Annotated in this window: 22 protein-coding genes; 9 read left to right on the plus strand and 13 right to left on the minus strand. The window is 58.2% G+C overall.

Annotated elements, in window-relative coordinates; all coding sequences use genetic code 11:
* Window positions 1-125 precede the first annotated feature (125 nt).
* A complete protein-coding gene (gene speE / locus CKW23_RS22785) occupies window positions 126-986 on the minus strand; it encodes a polyamine aminopropyltransferase (RefSeq protein ID WP_025259374.1) in 861 nt (286 codons plus the stop codon).
* Window positions 987-1224: 238 nt separating this feature from the next.
* Window positions 1225-1416: a PLDc N-terminal domain-containing protein gene (locus CKW23_RS22790; protein WP_025259373.1), complete on the minus strand. Its 192-nt coding sequence runs from the start codon at window positions 1414-1416 to the stop codon at window positions 1225-1227.
* A 128-nt stretch (window positions 1417-1544) separates the two neighbouring features.
* Between CKW23_RS22790 and CKW23_RS22795 the strand changes: the two genes are divergently transcribed.
* Window positions 1545-2471: a ZIP family metal transporter gene (locus CKW23_RS22795; protein WP_025259372.1), complete on the plus strand. Its 927-nt coding sequence runs from the start codon at window positions 1545-1547 to the stop codon at window positions 2469-2471.
* Here the strand turns inward: CKW23_RS22795 and CKW23_RS22800 are convergent.
* Window positions 2468-2992, minus strand: a complete 525-nt coding sequence (locus CKW23_RS22800; RefSeq protein WP_025259371.1) for a hypothetical protein — start codon at window positions 2990-2992, stop codon at window positions 2468-2470. The two genes, CKW23_RS22795 and CKW23_RS22800, sit on opposite strands and share 4 nt — an antisense overlap.
* A gap of 84 nt (window positions 2993-3076) precedes the next feature.
* Window positions 3077-3607: an ankyrin repeat domain-containing protein gene (locus CKW23_RS22805; RefSeq protein ID WP_025259370.1), complete on the minus strand. Its 531-nt coding sequence runs from the start codon at window positions 3605-3607 to the stop codon at window positions 3077-3079.
* 300 nt (window positions 3608-3907) lie between these two features.
* On the opposite strand from CKW23_RS22805, the gene CKW23_RS22810 reads away from it, so the two are divergent.
* Window positions 3908-4186: a DUF3509 domain-containing protein gene (locus tag CKW23_RS22810; protein WP_025259369.1), complete on the plus strand. Its 279-nt coding sequence runs from the start codon at window positions 3908-3910 to the stop codon at window positions 4184-4186.
* A gap of 99 nt (window positions 4187-4285) precedes the next feature.
* On the opposite strand, the gene CKW23_RS22815 is transcribed toward CKW23_RS22810, so the two are convergent.
* From CKW23_RS22815 to aroC, 6 genes are all read right to left on the minus strand, one after another.
* Complete coding sequence (locus tag CKW23_RS22815; protein ID WP_025259368.1) at window positions 4286-5008, minus strand: LuxR family transcriptional regulator; 723 nt, start codon at window positions 5006-5008, stop codon at window positions 4286-4288.
* A gap of 275 nt (window positions 5009-5283) precedes the next feature.
* Window positions 5284-5967, minus strand: coding sequence for an acireductone synthase (gene mtnC / locus CKW23_RS22820; protein WP_025259367.1), 684 nt, complete (start codon window positions 5965-5967; stop codon window positions 5284-5286).
* 68 nt (window positions 5968-6035) lie between these two features.
* Window positions 6036-6581, minus strand: a complete 546-nt coding sequence (locus CKW23_RS22825; RefSeq protein WP_025259366.1) for an acireductone dioxygenase — start codon at window positions 6579-6581, stop codon at window positions 6036-6038.
* Between the two features lie 80 nt (window positions 6582-6661).
* Window positions 6662-7276 carry a methylthioribulose 1-phosphate dehydratase gene (locus CKW23_RS22830; RefSeq protein WP_025259365.1) on the minus strand — a complete coding sequence of 205 codons (615 nt, stop codon included), beginning with the start codon at window positions 7274-7276 and terminating at the stop codon, window positions 6662-6664.
* Complete coding sequence (locus CKW23_RS22835; RefSeq protein ID WP_038399779.1) at window positions 7273-8445, minus strand: MFS transporter; 1173 nt, start codon at window positions 8443-8445, stop codon at window positions 7273-7275. The genes CKW23_RS22830 and CKW23_RS22835 overlap by 4 nt, the downstream gene beginning before the upstream one ends.
* A gap of 31 nt (window positions 8446-8476) precedes the next feature.
* On the minus strand, window positions 8477-9568 hold the full coding sequence (gene aroC / locus CKW23_RS22840; RefSeq protein ID WP_025259363.1) for a chorismate synthase: 1092 nt from the start codon (window positions 9566-9568) through the stop codon (window positions 8477-8479).
* 143 nt (window positions 9569-9711) lie between these two features.
* Between aroC and CKW23_RS22845 the strand changes: the two genes are divergently transcribed.
* Together CKW23_RS22845 and CKW23_RS22850 are read left to right on the plus strand one after the other, a co-directional pair.
* On the plus strand, window positions 9712-10707 hold the full coding sequence (locus CKW23_RS22845) for an alpha/beta hydrolase (RefSeq protein WP_038399778.1): 996 nt from the start codon (window positions 9712-9714) through the stop codon (window positions 10705-10707).
* Window positions 10708-10822: 115 nt separating this feature from the next.
* A complete protein-coding gene (locus CKW23_RS22850) occupies window positions 10823-11623 on the plus strand; it encodes a hypothetical protein (RefSeq protein ID WP_025259362.1) in 801 nt (266 codons plus the stop codon).
* A 38-nt stretch (window positions 11624-11661) separates the two neighbouring features.
* On the opposite strand, the gene prmB is transcribed toward CKW23_RS22850, so the two are convergent.
* Window positions 11662-12570: a 50S ribosomal protein L3 N(5)-glutamine methyltransferase gene (prmB, locus tag CKW23_RS22855; protein WP_025259361.1), complete on the minus strand. Its 909-nt coding sequence runs from the start codon at window positions 12568-12570 to the stop codon at window positions 11662-11664.
* Window positions 12571-12771: 201 nt separating this feature from the next.
* On the opposite strand from prmB, the gene CKW23_RS22860 reads away from it, so the two are divergent.
* The 3 genes from CKW23_RS22860 (at window position 12772) to CKW23_RS22870 (ending at window position 14422) form a co-directional block, all read left to right on the plus strand.
* Complete coding sequence (locus CKW23_RS22860) at window positions 12772-13362, plus strand: cysteine hydrolase family protein (protein ID WP_025259360.1); 591 nt, start codon at window positions 12772-12774, stop codon at window positions 13360-13362.
* Window positions 13363-13498: 136 nt separating this feature from the next.
* Complete coding sequence (locus CKW23_RS22865) at window positions 13499-13819, plus strand: hypothetical protein (RefSeq protein WP_025259359.1); 321 nt, start codon at window positions 13499-13501, stop codon at window positions 13817-13819.
* Window positions 13820-13864: 45 nt separating this feature from the next.
* The gene (locus CKW23_RS22870) at window positions 13865-14422 is read left to right on the plus strand and encodes a Smr/MutS family protein (RefSeq protein ID WP_025259358.1); all 558 of its coding nucleotides are present in this window, start codon (window positions 13865-13867) and stop codon (window positions 14420-14422) included.
* A gap of 40 nt (window positions 14423-14462) precedes the next feature.
* Here the strand turns inward: CKW23_RS22870 and CKW23_RS22875 are convergent, their stop codons facing one another.
* Window positions 14463-14645 carry a hypothetical protein gene (locus CKW23_RS22875; RefSeq protein WP_095068384.1) on the minus strand — a complete coding sequence of 61 codons (183 nt, stop codon included), beginning with the start codon at window positions 14643-14645 and terminating at the stop codon, window positions 14463-14465.
* A 233-nt stretch (window positions 14646-14878) separates the two neighbouring features.
* On the opposite strand from CKW23_RS22875, the gene folE reads away from it, so the two are divergent.
* Together folE and CKW23_RS22885 are read left to right on the plus strand one after the other, a co-directional pair.
* Complete coding sequence (gene folE, locus CKW23_RS22880; protein ID WP_025259357.1) at window positions 14879-15424, plus strand: GTP cyclohydrolase I FolE; 546 nt, start codon at window positions 14879-14881, stop codon at window positions 15422-15424.
* A gap of 71 nt (window positions 15425-15495) precedes the next feature.
* Window positions 15496-15867, plus strand: a complete 372-nt coding sequence (locus CKW23_RS22885) for a glutaredoxin (RefSeq protein WP_025259356.1) — start codon at window positions 15496-15498, stop codon at window positions 15865-15867.
* A gap of 18 nt (window positions 15868-15885) precedes the next feature.
* Here CKW23_RS22885 and CKW23_RS22890 read toward each other — a convergent pair whose 3' ends face one another.
* The gene (locus tag CKW23_RS22890) at window positions 15886-16239 is read right to left on the minus strand and encodes a lysozyme inhibitor LprI family protein (protein ID WP_371856591.1); all 354 of its coding nucleotides are present in this window, start codon (window positions 16237-16239) and stop codon (window positions 15886-15888) included.
* Window positions 16240-16282: the final 43 nt, after the last annotated feature.

Below are 16282 nucleotides of genomic sequence, written 5' to 3' on the forward strand. Positions count from 1 at the left end.
TTTCGACAAGCGGGTGTGAAAAATTTGTTGTACGGCACCTGGCAAGCACCAGACACCGTACTGTGATAACTGCCCCTGCTGGCATGACCTTGAGGGACTCAGATCATGCCTGTGGTAGAAAAACCTCAGTCGTTGCTGGGTTTGCTCACTGCCTGCAGCACGTACTGCGGCAAGGCGAACGCGCCGATGTGGATTTCCGGGTTGTAATAGCGAGTAACAATACCGCTGCCGGCAAAGCGCTGGCGCAGGGTTTCCAGTGGCAGCTTGCGATAGGTGGTATTGGTAGAACCCCAGGCGAAGGTCATCGCGCCACCGATGTAGGTGGGGATTGCCGCCTGATAGAAATGCCAGTCCGCGAACAGGCCATTCATACGGCCAGCAGTCGTCTGCACGCCGCTCAATTGCATGAACGGTGTGCCGTTCTGGGTAACCAGGATGCCGTTTTCGTTCAGGCAGCGATGGCAGGCCTGATAGAAGTTTTCCGAGAACAGCACTTCACCCGGCCCGATCGGGTCGGTGGAGTCGGAAATGATCACATCGAACTTCTCTTCGGTGGTCGCGACGAAACGCATGCCGTCATCGATCACCAGATTCAGACGCGAGTCCTCGAAGGCACCGCTGGAGTGGTTGGGCAGGAACTCCTTGCACATTTCCACTACGGTGGCGTCGATCTCGACCATGGTGATGTGCTCGACGCTCAAGTGCTTGGCGACTTCGCGCAGCATGCCGCCGTCACCGCCACCAATGATCAGTACACGCTTGGCAGCTCCATGAGCCAGGATCGGCACATGGGTCAGCATCTCGTGGTAGATGAACTCATCGGCTTCGGTGGTCTGGATCACGCCATCCAGCGCCATGACCCGCCCCATGCGCGGGTTCTGGAAAATCACCAGATGCTGATGTTCCGTACGGACTTCGTGCAGCATTTTTTCCATACGAAAGCGTTGGCCATAGCCTTCGTATAACGTTTCCTGATAATCGCTCATGGGTAAGCTCCCGCTAAAGACTGATGACAGGACGGCCGACCGCCCACAAGAAAGGCGCGCATTCTACGTTGCGAAAGATGACAGGTCGAACCTCATCACTGCATGACCGCAAACTTGATGGTCCGTAGAAGGTAATACAGGCATGTAGTAGCGAATTCATTCGCGAAAGCCCCCGTATATGTATCGTCTGGAAGGTTTCGCGGATGAATCCGCTCCTACAGCAGATAAAGCCGCTACCTCAGATACGAACATTGCCCCGCGGTCCGGCAATGGCCCAGATGATCAGCCCCAATACCGGCAGCAACAGGATCAGCAGTATCCAGAGGATTTTCGCCCCGGTGCTGGCACTGCTTTTCAGTACATTGATGATGGCCCAGATATCCAGAGCAAGAATGATCAAGCCGATCAGGCTATTGAAAGTGGAGCCCATGATGGTGTTCCCGATTGAGTAATGACGGAATAGAGAATAGTCAGCTCCATTGAACCAACCGCATATTTTCATGCTCGGAAACTGAGTCCGCTATCCTTTGAATCATGTTTCCAGACAGGTCGTCCTCCATGCAAACACCCCTTCAACCCCGCACACTCTGGGCGACATGGTCGGCTCAACTGCAGACCAGCCCGCTGGTAAGCCTGGGATTTATCCTGGCGCTGATCATCGTGCTGGGCCTGGGGGCCGCCAGTCTCTATAACGCCTTCTTCGGGACCAATCAGAGCAATCTGACCTACGCCCTGATCGGCGGCTCGGCAGGTTTCGGGGCCACGGCGCTGGGTGCGGTCATGGCTGTCGCCTTCCGCAACATCAGCCAGCGAACCCAGGACATCATGCTCGGTTTTGCTGCCGGAATGATGCTGGCCGCCAGCTCCTTTTCGCTGATTTTGCCGGGGCTGGCCGCAGCCCGGGAGATTACCGGCAATGGCCCGCTCGCGGCTGCCACCGTGGTTTCGGGCCTGGGACTTGGGGTGCTGTTGATGCTCGGCCTGGACCGATTCACACCCCATGAGCACGAAAGCGTCGGTCGACAGGGACCTGATTCCGACCGTATCAACAGGGTCTGGCTGTTCGTGCTGGCAATCACCCTGCACAACCTGCCGGAAGGCATGGCCATTGGCGTCAGCTTTGCCGGCGGCGACATGAATGTGGGCATGCCACTGACCACCGCCATTGCCATCCAGGATATTCCCGAAGGTCTGGCAATTGCCCTGGCGTTACGGGCAACCGGCCTTTCGGCATTCAAGGCCATGCTGGTGGCAATCGGCTCAGGCCTGATGGAGCCCCTGGGCTCGCTGGTCGGCCTGGGGATTTCCAGCGGTTTTGCGATTGCCTACCCGCTGAGCCTTGGTCTGGCAGCAGGTGCGATGATTTTCGTGGTGTCCCACGAAGTCATCCCGGAAACCCACCGCAATGGTCACCAGACCTCAGCCACACTGGGCCTGATGCTGGGCTTCGGGGTCATGATGTTCCTGGATACAGCCCTGGGTTAGGCGTTGGCTTTGAGCGCCTGCAATGACGATGCAGCATGGATGCCGACAGTAGCCGCCAGCTCCAGCACTCGCGCCTCATCACAGCCGTAGACCAGCACCGCCTGAAGTTCGTCGTCCAGCGGCTGGCTGAAATCCACAAGCACGTAGCCGCCCATTTCCTTGTTCATGCTGCTGAGCTGGATCTGGATACGGTTGAGGGCGGTCAAAGCCTCCACCTTGGCCAGTTGCTTTGGCTTGATGTTGAAAGATACATCCTTGCCGAACGACTGCACGATCTGCTCGAACAGATCCATGTAAGTGTCCGCCTGGAACAGCACGGTTTCCGGCAAGCTACCGACCACTACCCACTCGCCCAGAGGAATGGGAAACGTATCGTCGTAGTTGATATCCGGATTGGCTGCCAGAAAGGCTTCGGGGTCCGCGTAAGCCTGAGCGGCTTCGGCGGCGATGCCTGCGATCTCGTCTTCCCCCATGCAGCCCGAACTGATTTTGCTGATTAATTCAATGAGGGAGTCTTTCATGGGGGAGATCCTGATAGAGGCAAAAACGAGGCGCGCAGGATAACGGGAAACGCTGCACACCTCTATCGATTCAGGATCAGCGCGCTAAACCATCAGTTTGCTCAACTGAGCGGCGGTTTCCGTTGCGCCCATCGCCTGGGCAGCCGCCAGGGCGTTGACGCCCTTGGCGTCGCGGGCATGGGGGTTGGCACCCTTTCCGATCAGGTAATCGACGATTTCGCTACGGTTGAACATCGCAGCCATCATCAGGGCAGTCCGACCGTCCGCCGAAGCACCCTCCACATCCGCACCCGACTCGACAAGAAGTTTGACGACCGCAAGATCACCCTTGAACGCAGCACCGGCAATCGGGCTCTGGCCATTGTCATTACGGATGTGCGGGTCGGCCTTGTGTTCAAGCAGCACACGCACGGCTTCCTGCTGGCCGTAGTAACTGGCGAGCATCAGCAGTGTATCGCCCTTGTGATTGCGCAGATTGACAGGCAGCCCCTTCTCCAGCAGCCGACTCAACATCAGTGCATCACCTTGCCGGGCGACTTCGAAAACCTGCTCGGCGAACTCGGCGGCTTCATCATCCGTCATGGTTTTCGGGGCATGGGTGCCTGGATCGGTCATAGGTTTCTCCCTCAATGCCACTAATGGCGCTCGATACAATGAGCCCAAGTCTTGTCAGATGAGGGCCACAGGTCAAGCTATGCGTCTCATAGGAAAATATTCCCGCCTGCATCCACGGTGGCCACAACCAGCAAAATGCAGGATGCACGATGGCCATTCATGCAAATTGCACGAAAGATGAAAAACATCATATTTTCAAGCCATTGATTTTAAAGGATTTTAATAAAACGCAAACGCTGGCATGGACGCTGCAACAGTACTTGCAGGTTTGTTATCCCGTGAGCAATGGAGCCGCTAGACATGTCTTTTATCCAAGAAAAATTCGCATCCGTATTCTCCAGCTACACCGTGACCACTCAGCCTCGTCCTGACGGTGGTGTGCTCCTGTCCTTGCGCGATAACGAAGGCAAACAGATCCGCCGTTCCATCTCTTACGCACAACTGCACACGCCTGTTCAGCTTGAGTGGGTCATCAGCGCGATTCGCCGTGACCTGGCAGCCCAGGCCAGTGATTTGCCTGCCATCACGATGCTGCAAAGCCAGCAACGTTTTGACCTGCCGACCTATCACACCCGCTGATCACACGCTTCCTCCTGCATCCAGCCGCCGACTGCAATCGGCGGCAACCTCCTCCCTTGTTATCCGCGACAACATTCTTGTTCTCGCGGTTTTTTTTGCTCATTTGATCAGGCCTCGACACAGAGCCTCCCCCACGGCCTGAGCCCGATTGGCGACCCCGAGCTTGCTGTAGATCATCTTGAAGTGATATTTGATCGTGGCCTCGGACACCTCGCGGATCAAGGCAATTTCCCAGGCCGTCTTGCCATCACGTGCCCACTGCAGGATTTCCAGCTCCTTCACAGTAAGGCCATGGGAACGGAATCGGGTTCCCCTGCCGACCGTATGAAGCACAGGGACCAGACTGCTCAGCAGGTATCGGTCCTCGGTGGTAGTGGCACGCTGCATCGCGCTCAAGGTACATACCGAAGTCACACCACTGACACCCCGACAATGGCTGGAGTACCCGTAGGACAAGGCCGGCAGCAATTGGCAGGCCTCAACCGCGGCGTTGTAGCAATCAGGCGCCTGATACTGCTTGAACGCCTCGCGCCAATCGACAAAGCCCTGTGTATTGCGATAACAACGAATAACCGGATCTTCCGTCAGCATGCGATGGTTTCGATAGATATCTCCCCAGACATCCTCGACATTGGAAGTGATGAACGTCAGCAATAACGGGCCCTTGAACTGATAGAACATTGCCCGCTCACACCGGCACTCCTGCCTGAGCCACTGAAGTGCATTTTCGATAGCCACCTGACCATCGTCCTCGGCAATACTGCTGACCATCTGCTGTATCAATAAACCCATCGTTGTATTTACTGTCCTGGCACTGCACATCGCTGCCGCTCCTGTTGCGCCCCCTCGGTATGCACAGTTGCTGTTTTTGATCAATCAGGGGGAATGGCCGCCAGAAATTACACGAATAATTGCGTTTAAAATCGAGGGCTAAAACAAACAGGATTTATGCACAAGCAGACAGGCACGAGCCTACCTGAAAGCAAGACGGGGATGACAGATCAGCAAAGAATGAGGGTGCAGAAGCGAGTTTATTGGCGCCTTCGCTCCCTGAAGTGGGAGCGAATTCATTCGCGAAGAACAATGGGTATTATTGCTTAAAACTTTTGGGGAGCAATCGCGGCGAAATCCGTCACGGATACATGCCCCGGCAGTTCGCCGCCAGCGCGTACCAGACCGCATGTCGCCATGCCTGCTGCTCGGGCGGCATCAAGTTCTTCGACGATGTCCGACAGAAACAGAATCTCTTCGGCCGGGCAGCCGATGGCGGTGGTGATGGTGCGATAGGATTGCTCTTCGCGCTTGGGGCCGGACGTGGTGTCGAAATAACCACTGAACAAGCCAGACAGATCGCCCGCCTCTGAACACCCGAAAATCAGTTGCTGAGCCTGAATCGAGCCGGAGGAATAAACGTAAAGTTTATAACCCTCCTCATACCAGCGCTTGAGGGCTTCGACGGCATCCGGGTAGACATGCCCCTTGAGTTGCCCGGCGTTATAGCCCTGCTCCCAGACCATGCCCTGCAAGGCCTTCAGTGGCGTGGCCTTGCGGTCCTGGGCAATCCAGTCGAGGAGGATTTCGATAACCCGCTCGACATCCGCATCAGGCTCGTTGCTTTCCTGGCGCACGGCCTGCAACTGGGCGGCCACCGAAGGTTTGTCCGCCTGCTGATGGACAAAATCGGGCAAATGCTTGGCAGCGAACGGGAACAGCACATCGAACACGAAGCTCACTGCACTGGTGGTGCCTTCGATATCCGTAAGGATAACTTTGATGGACATCTGGGACGGGCTCCTGTGTTTGAAACATTGGGCGCACGGCCGGGTGCGCTCCTGCAATGTGTAATTGATCAGTCATCCAGCCGCGGAAAACGGCCGGCGATATCTTCTCCGGTGAAGTTCGCTACCCAGCCTTCCGGGTTGTTGAACAGGCGAATCGCGACGAAATGCGGGTTTTCGCCCATGTCGAACCAGTGCCGGGTTCCGGCGGGCACCGAGATCAGGTCGTTCTTTTCGCAGAGCACGGCATAGACGTAATCATCGATATGCAGGGTAAACAGGCCACGCCCGGCGACAAAGAAACGCACTTCGTCTTCGCCATGGCGATGCTCTTCAAGAAACTTGGCGCGCAGTTCAGCCTTTTGCGGGTGGTCACTGTTGAGGCTGACCACATCGACAGTGACATAACCGCGCTCGGTCATCAGCTTGTCGATCTGGGTGCGATAGGCGCTGATCACTTCTTCCTGACTGGCGCCCGGCGTAATCGGTGCAGATGCCTGCCAGCGGTCGAAAGCGACACCGTGCTCGGCCAGGGTCGACGCGATATCTTCCAGGTGGGTCAGGACCTTGTTGGGCACTTCAGGGCTGGAAACGTGGTAAACGGACAGGCAGCTCATGGCGTAATTCCTCGGCTGGAAACAGGCCCCCGGCTTTTACAGGCCGTTCAGGCTGGGTTTCCTGATTAACGGTTAAAAGGTCAACGATTCAGGACCGTACGGGTTTTCAGCTCGCACTCGAACAGAAACTCGAAAGCTTCGATCTGACGCAGCGCATCATTCATCTTCGCTCCCCAGGTATACAGGCCGTGCCCGCGAATCAGGTAACCGGCACAGTCGGGATGAGCGTCCAGCCAAGGCTGAACCTTCGAGGCCAGGCGAGCAATATCCTGATCGTTATCGAAGATCGGCACCACCACCCGGGATTCATGGGTGACCACGCCGGCAAAAGCCTTTTGCAGCTCGTAATCCTCGAACACCAGATGATCGGCGTCGGTCAGCCGTGACAGGACGGTCGCATTGACCGAGTGCGTATGCAGCACCGCGCCCACTTCAGGCTTGCAACTGTAAAGCTGGGTGTGCAGCAGGGTTTCGGCGGAAGGCTTCTTGCCGGGCTCAAGGCTGTTGCCGGCCAGGTCGGTAGCCAGAACATCATCGATGCCCAGCTGGCCCTTGTGCTTGCCGGACACCGTCAACAGCGCTTCGGTGGCGGACAGGCGCACGGAATAGTTGCTGCTGGTGGCTGGCGACCAGCCGCGTCCATACAGGAAACGCCCGGCTTCGATGATTTCCAGGCTGAGTTGTTCGCGGGTCATGCACCCTCCTCTTTCTTTGGTGTCGCAATCATGACGGCTGCCGCCAATGCCGCAAGGCTGGCGATGGCAAATGTCCAGAACGGCCCGAGCGCATTCCAGCTGTAACCGGAGTACAACGCTCCCAGCGCGCCGCCCACTCCGGACAGGGCGGCATACAACGCCTGCCCCTGACCTTGCTGGCGCGAACCGAAGCTACGTTGCACGAAATGGATGGCAGCCGCGTGAAAACTGCCAAAGGTTGCTGCGTGCATGAGCTGGATAACCAGCAGCGCCAGCAGATGATCGGCAAAACTGCCCAGCAGCAACCAGCGCAGCGAGGCCAGCAGAAAGCTCGCCATCAGCACCTGACGCACAGAAAAACGCTGCAGTATGCGGCTCATACCCATGAACATCAGGACTTCGGCCACGACCCCCACTGCCCAGAGCATGCCGATCACACCGCGACTGTAACCCAACTGCTCCAGATGCAAGGTCAGGAAGGTGTAATACGGCCCATGGCTGAGCTGCATCAAGGCCACACAGACATAAAAGACCAGCACGCTGGGACGGGTCAGTTGCCTGATAAAACCGCCAGCATCCAGTGGCTGTGCCGAAACCCGCGGCTGCGCATTGGGCACCCACCAACTGCTGATCGCGATACCGGCCATGATGATCAGCAGCATATGGGGAAACAGGTCCAGACTGAACTGCTCGAACACACTTCCGAGCGCGACCACTGCCAGGATAAAGCCCACCGAGCCCCAGACCCGGATCTGGCTGTAGCGCGAAGGCTGATCGCACAGATGCGCCAGGGTGATGACTTCAAACTGCGGCAGGATGGCATGCCAGAAGAACGAGTACAGCACCATGACCATGGCCAGCCAGGCGTAGCTCTTGTCGACCAGAATCAGCGAGAACGCCAGCAAGGTGCAGAGCGCACCCAGGCGCACGATCAACAGCCGCTGGCCCGTATGATCACCCAGCCAGCCCCATAGATTGGGCGCGATGCAGCGCGTCAGCATCGGGATGGCGACCAGTTCGCCAATCCGCGCACTGGAAAACCCCAGATGGTGGAAATACAGCGACAGAAAGGGAGCCGCCGAGCCCAGCAAGGCAAAGTAGAAAATGTAAAAACCCGACAGCCGCCAATAAGGAAGCTGCCCGGCAGGCAGTGGCGCCACGTCAGTCATCCACGATCAGTGACCGCAGTGGCACCGCTCATTACAGCTGGCCCAATACAGGCGTATCGACGTTTACGTCAGCGTTTTGCCCGCGATGACGCAACAGGTGATCCAGCAGCACGATGGCCATCATCGCTTCGGCAATAGGCGTGGCGCGAATGCCCACGCAAGGGTCATGACGACCCTTGGTGATGAGCTCAACCGGATTGCCATCGACATCGATGGAGCGACCCGGCGTAGTAATGCTGGAGGTCGGCTTGAGCGCCAGATGCGCAATGATCGGCTGGCCGGAAGAAATGCCACCCAGAATGCCGCCCGCCTGATTGGACAGGAAGCCTTCCGGCGTCAGTTCGTCGCGATGCTCGGTGCCGCGCTGGGCCACACAGTCAAAACCTGCGCCGATTTCCACGCCTTTGACGGCGTTGATGCTCATCAGCGCATGGGCCAGTTCGGCGTCCAGACGGTCGAAGATCGGCTCGCCCAGACCCGGTTTCACGCCTTCGGCCACCACGGTGATCTTTGCGCCTACCGAATCCTGGTCGCGACGCAACTGGTCCATGTAGGCTTCCAGTTCAGGCACCTTGTCCGGGTCCGGGCAGAAAAAGGCGTTCTGCTCGACCGAATCCCAGGTCTTGAACGGAATCTGGATCGGGCCAAGCTGGCTCATGTAGCCACGAATGACGATGCCCTGGGTCGCCAGGTACTTCTTGGCGATTGCGCCGGCTGCCACACGCATGGCGGTTTCACGCGCCGAACTGCGACCGCCGCCGCGATAGTCGCGGATGCCGTACTTGTGGTGGTAGGTGTAGTCGGCATGGGCCGGACGAAAAAGGTCCTTGATCGCCGAGTAATCCTTGGACTTCTGGTCGGTATTGCGGATCAGCAGGCCGATGGACGCGCCGGTGGTCTTGCCCTCGAACACACCAGAGAGGATTTCCACCTCATCGGCTTCCTGGCGCTGGGTCGTGTGACGACTGGTACCGGGCTTGCGACGATCCAGATCACGCTGCAAGTCTTCCAGGGACAGCTCGAACCCCGGCGGGCAGCCGTCGACGATAGCGACCAACGCCGGGCCATGGCTTTCGCCGGCGGTGGTGACAGTGAACAGCTTGCCGAAAGTATTGCCGGACATGCGGGCGCTCCGAGAAATCAGCCAAAAAACCAGATCGAATCAATCAAGCACGCCAGTATACGCAGGCTGAACGCGCAGTTCATCCTCGAACCTTATGCAACGGCGCGCGTCAAAGCGAAACCTGAACCAATGATGGCCTTACGATGCTACCTGGCACTCCCCCGATTCGAGCCCTGAACGCCCTGCGCATGCTGGCCCTGGCACTGTGCATGCTGGCAGGCGTGGCCAACGCAGCATCCCCCACCGTCGTGCAACGCCCGATCAGTGTCGACACGAACAATGGAAAACTGTTCGGCACCCTTCTGCTACCACAATCCACAAAACCCGTGCCCGTGGTGTTGATCATTGCCGGCTCCGGCCCGACCGATCGTGACGGCAATAACCCCGAAGGCGGACGCAACGACAGCATGAAGCGTCTGGCCATAATCCTGGCCAAGAACAATATTGCCAGCGTGCGCTATGACAAGCGCGGCGTCGCGGCCAGCAAGGCTGCAACCCCGAATGAACGCGACCTGAGCGTCGAAGGCTATGTCGCCGATGTCCAGTCCTGGGCGCAAAAGCTCAAGGCCAACCCGCGTCTTGGCTCCTTGATTCTGCTGGGCCATAGCGAAGGCGCGCTGGTTGCGTCGCTGGCGGCTGAAAAGGCAGGTGCGCGTGCGGTGATTTCCGTCGCTGGCACGGGTCGTCCGGTGGATCAGGTGCTGCGTGAACAGTTTCGCGAGCGCTTGCCGCCAGCGCTTTTGCAACGCAGCAATCAGTTGCTTGATGAACTGAAGGCAGGCAAGACCGACGACAAGGTGCCAGAAGATCTGGAAGTCGTATTCAGGCCCAGTGTGCAGCCCTATCTGATATCGCTGTTCCGTCAGGACCCGGCTGCCGCGTTCGGCAAGCTGCAAATGCCAGCGCTGATCATTCAGGGACGCAACGATATCCAGGTCAGCGTCGGTGATGCCCTGATCCTGAAAAAAGCCCGGCCCGATGCAGAACTGGCACTGATCGACGGCATGAATCACGTATTGCGCATCGTCCCCGACGATCTGGAAAAACAACTGCAATCCTACAGAAACCCGACCCTGCCACTGTCGAGCGAGCTTTCGGCGCACATCCTGCGCTTTATCGGTGCGTTACCCGCAGATTGAACGAAAGATTTGACGTCAACAAAACCACCCGCCCCTTCAGACTTGGGAAAACCTGCCGATAGGGGTGTGCTGGCATTGTGTTTGCTGCACAAGGCCATGGACAGGATCATCGTGAATGACTGATACAAATACCGTGACCGAAAAAGCCGAAGCCCCTGAAAAACCCGAAGCCGAAGCGCTGCCGCCCCAGCCCTGGGAAGACGTGGTGCCCGAAAGCTTCCAGATGCTTCGCCTTTCGCCGTTGCCGACCGACCGTGCAACCGGCGGACGGCCGCTGCGTTTCGTGCAGTTCGGCCGTGCCGAACGCCACAGCAAGGAACTGAGCCTGCTGCGCATCAATATCCAGTTGCCGGGGCAGCGGGTACGCAAGGAACAGAACAACCTGGATATCTGGGTCGATCACCAGAAACATATGGTGCGCTTCGGCCCGGAGTCGGGGTTGCAGATAGAGCCCTGGAACCGCGGTCTTGGACGCTTCCTGATTGCCCATGCGGTTCACTGGGCACAAAAGAAGTGGTCATCCTACAAGATCGAAGGCGTCGCGCTGGCAAGCAAGGACGGCCTGAACGAAGACACCCGCCTGCGCCGCGATCACTTTCTGCGCACCCTGGGTTTTGAAGTTATCTATGCCGATGCGCAGCATATGAAAGGCAGCATCAAGGACGTTCACGTCGGCAACCTGCACAGCACCTGGAACAATGACAAGGTGCAGATCATCGAAATCCTCGAAGCATCGCAGATGCTGGAAAAGGCCGAGAAGAATCTGACCGAGCAGGAAGTCGTGATTCGTGCCCATGAAGACCGGGTCAACAAGTACAAGCGCGAAGACAGCAGCCTGCGCTTTACCATCGCTTGCCTGGTGACTTTTGCTGTGTTTCAGGCGGGACTGCTGATCTGGATTGCGACACATCGTTAAGTTGTGAAAGCGGGGCATGAAGCCCCGCTCATGCCGCTTCAGACCTTTGAAGCAAACAGTGCCTGATGTTCGCGGCACTGTTCGGCAGTCAGCATGAACACCCCATGCCCACCGCGCTGGAAGTCCAGCCAGGCGAAATCCACTTCCGGATACAGCGCCTGGACATGCACCTGGCTGTTGCCCACCTCGACAATCAACAACCCTTTTTCGGTCAGGTGATCGGCGGCCTCGCTCAGCATGCGGCGCACCAGATTCAGACCGTCGTTGCCGCAGGCCAGGGCAAGCTCAGGCTCGTGCTGGTATTCATGGGGCATGTCGGCAAAATCTTCGGCATCGACATACGGCGGGTTGGACACGATCAGGTCGAAACGCTGCCCCGGCAGGCCGTCGAAACCATCGCCCTGCACGGTATAGACGCGATCGTCCATGGCGTGGCGCTCGATGTTCTGGTTGGCCACTTCAAGGGCCTCGAACGAAAGGTCAGCCAATACCACTTCGGCTTGCGGGAACTCGTCGGCGCAGGCAATGCCGATGCAGCCAGAGCCAGTGCACAGGTCCAGAATGCGGGCAGGCTCACTGGCCAGCCAGGGCGCGAAACGGTCTTCGATCAATTCGGCAATCGGTGAACGTGGAATCAGTACGCGATCGTCGACAATGAACGACATGCCGCAGAACCATGCTTCGCCCAGCAGGTAGGGCGTCGGAACGCGATCATCGATGCGGCGCTTGATCAGGCGTTGCAACTCGGAGATTTCCTCGACTTCGAGGCGGCAATCCAGATAGCTGTCGGCAATTTCCCAGGGCAGGTGCAAGGCGCCGAGCACCAGTTGCCGCGCTTCGTCCCAAGCGTTGTCGGTCCCGTGCCCGAAAAACACGTCTTCCTCGTGAAAGCGGCTGACGGCCCAACGGATATGGTCACGCACGGTGCGCAAACGAGAGGTGATCATGGACAAGCTCCTGGAAAAAACGATCTGGCAGACTCGCAAGTCTCCCCCATTAGCCGACCTTCATCAAGGCAAACCGCCATCCCGCGCCGCGACAAAATGCCCTGCAGCCCAACAAAACCGGGGCCTGCGATTGTTGAGATTCACAGAATCGCTCAGCCAGAGGACAATGACGCAAAAGCCCCACTCGAAGGAGCCCTCTGGATGTCATCTTTAAAGACCATGTTTCAACTCAGCGGCCGTGTTCATGCACCGGCCAATCTGAGCAATGCCACGCTGATTATCATCGACGCCCAGAAAGAGTACCTCAGCGGTCCTCTGGCCCTGACAGGCATCCATGAAGCCCTGGACAATATCGGCCAACTGGTGGCAAAAGCCCGCGCCGTGAAATGCCCTATCGTGCACGTACGTCACCTCGGCACCGTGGGCGGTCTGTTCGATCCACAAGGCGAGCGCGGCCAACTGGTCCCGGAACTGGTCCCTCAAGGCGACGAACACCTGGTGGAGAAACGCCTGCCCAATGCCTTCAACGGCACCGGCCTGCATGAACTGCTGCAGAGCCTGGGTCATCTGGACCTGATCATCTGCGGTTTCATGAGCCATTCGAGTATCAGCACCACCGTGCGTGCGACCAAGGATTATGGCTATCGCTGCACCCTGGTGGACGATGCCTGCGCCACCCGCAACCTGCCCGGCCCCAATGGCGACGTCAGCGCCCATGACGTACACCGCACGGAAATGGCAATCATGGCAGACAACTTCGCCACTCTGGCGCTGACCAAAGACCTGATCTGAACAACAGGCGACCTGAGTGGTTGTGTGAATCACTTCACATAACCGCCCATCCCTTTCACCTCTCTTCTCTCGCCACAACGGGGAACAACACCCCGTCATCCGGGTCATAGCGCCGATAACCACTGAGGAAATCGGCATGAAAATATCCGACGGTTTCGATGCACGTCGCTTGCGCCCCAGAGGCCCGGGCAATTGGCGCACGCGTTTCGGCACCGCGATTGCCACCTTGCTGGTCACTCTGGGCGTATTGCTGATAATGGCAGGTGCCTCCGGCCTGATCGGCCATCCCCAGGCACTGGGCGACCTGGATGCAACACCCGGGGGGGCGGCAGTGATTGCCGGCCTGGGACTTGTGGTGCTGTATCTGGGCATCTGGTTATGGCGAGTCTGCCGTCGACGTCGACGCCGGGCAAAAGGATTGAGCATGTCCGCACACCTGATGAAAAAACACGACTGACGTGTTGCGCGGCAGGGTTAAACTAGCCTCCTTCGCGGAGGCCCCATGCAAGACGACGATTTTTCCCTGTTCAGAAACGAGACGCGTGGCGTCAAGCCCATCAAGCACGAACATGCCGATGTCGGTAAACCAAAGACCGACCGCAAGCTGCTGGCCAGACTGCGCCAGTCAGCTACAGTGCGCACCGACTCGGTTACGGTCGACGGGCTGTCCGATCAGTTCGTGATCGACGTCGGTCCGGAAGATGTATTGAACTGGTCTCGCGATGGCGTGCAGGAAGGCCAGATGCGCAAGCTCAAGCTTGGCCAGATCAGTTTTGAAGGCAGCCTGGACCTGCACGGCATGAGCGTGGAAGTGGCCAGGGAAACCCTGTGGGAGTTTCTTGCCGAAGCCACGAAGCTGGAAATCCGCTGCGTGCGCGTCACTCACGGCAAGGCTGTGCGTCTGGATGGCAAGCGCCCGATGATCAAGAGCCACGTCAACACCTGGCTGCGTCAACACCCGCAAGTGCTGGGCTTCTGCTCATGCATGGCCAAACATGGTGGCGCTGGCGCGGTTTACGTCATGCTCAAACGCACCATGATGGAAGGCCGCGACGAATGAGGGTTGCCGGGCAGTCCAGATACTGCCCGGAACCGGATCGTCAGCGAGGGCCGCCACCGGGACCAAAGCTTGGACCACCCGGCCCGCCAGGGCCGCCACCACCCTGATGATGCCCGCCGCCTCCACCACCGTGGCCACCAGGGCCTGGCCAGAACGGCCAGCAGCCCGAAACCGAAGCCAGAACGACGATCACCGTCGCTATTTTTGCTACTCGACTCAACATCCGGATTTACTCTCTCAGAACGCAGGGATTGACTACTGCTGCTTCTGACCGCAGACAACGAGGGAAGTGGGTAGCAATCGGGTAGCCAAAGAGTAAGAAAAACGTTACAAACAGACTTCATGCGCCGATTTGCGCAGCGGCCATACACCTGCCCGCACGTGTAAGTTATTATGTGCGACTTTGGCGAGGGCCGTGCCTTCGCGTTATCGAAACCCACACGGAAACACACTCCTGTGACACTGGAACAGAATTACACCGCCATATTGAGTCAGTTGGGCGAAGATGTTTCGCGCGAAGGCCTGCTGGACACACCCAAGCGTGCAGCCAAAGCCATGCAGTACCTGTGTCGTGGTTATGAACAGACTCTCGAAGAAGTGACCAACGGCGCGCTGTTCAGCTCCGACGCCAGCGAAATGGTAATGGTCAGGGACATCGAACTGTACTCGCTGTGCGAGCACCACCTGCTGCCGTTCATTGGCAAGGCGCATGTAGCCTACATCCCCAACGGCAAGGTCCTGGGCCTGTCGAAAGTGGCGCGTATCGTCGACATGTACGCTCGTCGCCTGCAGATCCAGGAAAACCTGAGCCGCCAGATCGCCTCGGCCATCCAGGAAGTTACCGGTGCCATGGGCGTTGCAGTGGTCATCGAAGCCCAGCACATGTGCATGATGATGCGCGGCGTGGAAAAACAGAATTCCTCGATGATCACTTCGGTGATGCTGGGCGAGTTCCGTGAAAACGCAGCCACCCGCAGCGAATTCCTCAGCCTTATCAAGTAAGGTGCAGCCGTCCGCGCTACCTGTTGGCGCGGACTTGCCCCCTGAATGCCTGCCACGCAAGAGGTTTGACCGTGCTTATGAAAGCCCTCAGGGTTGGCCTTGGCCAGCTCGTCATCGTCGCTGATTTCCTGACCCGCCCGGCCCGGAAGAAACGCGAGCCTCAGGCTCAGGCAGCCGTCGATCAGGCCGCTCGGAATCTGACCCTGTATCAGTTCCATGCCTGCCCGTTCTGCGTGAAGACCCGCCGCACCCTGCGCCGCCTCAATGTTCCGGTCGCCCTGCGGGATGCGAAGAACAACGAGAACGATCGCCAGACGCTGCTCAACGAAGGCGGCAGGATCAAGGTTCCCTGCCTGCGCATTCAGGAAGGCGACACGACCACCTGGCTTTATGAATCCAAGGCCATCATCGGCTACCTGGATCAGCGTTTCAGTCACATCTGAAGCTGCTGGCTGCCCGCCTCAGCGCGGGCAGCCTTCTTCGCGACACGCCACATACGCCTTCAATTCCTTCACGCGCACCCGGGTATGCTCGGCCAGACACTGCGATTGCAGCAAAGGCCAGATCGAACCGGAATCCTCGGCCTTTCCCACCCGATACAGACAGTCGGCGTCGCGGAAGGCGATCCATTTGACTTGTGCGTCCTTGAGCGCCTGCTTCCTGGCCGAGTCTTTCAGCCAGCTCATCTGCGCCTTGTACTGGCGGTTCAATTCCGTATCGAGCGCGGACAGATCCTTGCTCGCGCATTGATTCATGCTGGTCTGATTGGCATTGCAATTCTGAGCCTGCGCCGAACAACCGATCCCCAGCGCCATGACGGCGGCCAGGGCGGCGATGGAATATTTCACGGAACTCTCT

It is taken from the genome of Pseudomonas sp. Irchel 3A18 (assembly GCF_900187465.1).
In the GTDB taxonomy this organism is placed as follows: Bacteria; Pseudomonadota; Gammaproteobacteria; order Pseudomonadales; family Pseudomonadaceae; genus Aquipseudomonas; species Aquipseudomonas cichorii.

Excerpts from the sequence above, each read along its gene's own strand:
- CKW23_RS22815 (WP_025259368.1), bottom strand. The coding sequence starts at position 5,008 with ATGTGCAGTGCCAGGACAGTAAATACAACGATGGGTTTATTGATACAG.
- CKW23_RS22810 (WP_025259369.1), top strand. The coding sequence starts at position 3,908 with ATGTCTTTTATCCAAGAAAAATTCGCATCCGTATTCTCCAGCTACACC.
- prmB (WP_025259361.1), bottom strand. The coding sequence starts at position 12,570 with ATGATCACCTCTCGTTTGCGCACCGTGCGTGACCATATCCGTTGGGCC.
- CKW23_RS22790 (WP_025259373.1), bottom strand. The coding sequence starts at position 1,416 with ATGGGCTCCACTTTCAATAGCCTGATCGGCTTGATCATTCTTGCTCTG.
- speE (WP_025259374.1), bottom strand. The coding sequence starts at position 986 with ATGAGCGATTATCAGGAAACGTTATACGAAGGCTATGGCCAACGCTTT.
- CKW23_RS22890 (WP_371856591.1), bottom strand. The coding sequence starts at position 16,239 with ATGGCGCTGGGGATCGGTTGTTCGGCGCAGGCTCAGAATTGCAATGCC.
- CKW23_RS22870 (WP_025259358.1), top strand. The coding sequence starts at position 13,865 with ATGCAAGACGACGATTTTTCCCTGTTCAGAAACGAGACGCGTGGCGTC.
- CKW23_RS22800 (WP_025259371.1), bottom strand. The coding sequence starts at position 2,992 with ATGAAAGACTCCCTCATTGAATTAATCAGCAAAATCAGTTCGGGCTGC.
- CKW23_RS22835 (WP_038399779.1), bottom strand. The coding sequence starts at position 8,445 with ATGACTGACGTGGCGCCACTGCCTGCCGGGCAGCTTCCTTATTGGCGG.
- aroC (WP_025259363.1), bottom strand. The coding sequence starts at position 9,568 with ATGTCCGGCAATACTTTCGGCAAGCTGTTCACTGTCACCACCGCCGGC.
- CKW23_RS22795 (WP_025259372.1), top strand. The coding sequence starts at position 1,545 with ATGCAAACACCCCTTCAACCCCGCACACTCTGGGCGACATGGTCGGCT.
- CKW23_RS22865 (WP_025259359.1), top strand. The coding sequence starts at position 13,499 with ATGAAAATATCCGACGGTTTCGATGCACGTCGCTTGCGCCCCAGAGGC.
- CKW23_RS22830 (WP_025259365.1), bottom strand. The coding sequence starts at position 7,276 with ATGACCCGCGAACAACTCAGCCTGGAAATCATCGAAGCCGGGCGTTTC.
- mtnC (WP_025259367.1), bottom strand. The coding sequence starts at position 5,967 with ATGTCCATCAAAGTTATCCTTACGGATATCGAAGGCACCACCAGTGCA.
- CKW23_RS22825 (WP_025259366.1), bottom strand. The coding sequence starts at position 6,581 with ATGAGCTGCCTGTCCGTTTACCACGTTTCCAGCCCTGAAGTGCCCAAC.
- CKW23_RS22860 (WP_025259360.1), top strand. The coding sequence starts at position 12,772 with ATGTCATCTTTAAAGACCATGTTTCAACTCAGCGGCCGTGTTCATGCA.
- CKW23_RS22805 (WP_025259370.1), bottom strand. The coding sequence starts at position 3,607 with ATGACCGATCCAGGCACCCATGCCCCGAAAACCATGACGGATGATGAA.
- CKW23_RS22875 (WP_095068384.1), bottom strand. The coding sequence starts at position 14,645 with ATGTTGAGTCGAGTAGCAAAAATAGCGACGGTGATCGTCGTTCTGGCT.
- CKW23_RS22850 (WP_025259362.1), top strand. The coding sequence starts at position 10,823 with ATGACTGATACAAATACCGTGACCGAAAAAGCCGAAGCCCCTGAAAAA.
- CKW23_RS22845 (WP_038399778.1), top strand. The coding sequence starts at position 9,712 with ATGCTACCTGGCACTCCCCCGATTCGAGCCCTGAACGCCCTGCGCATG.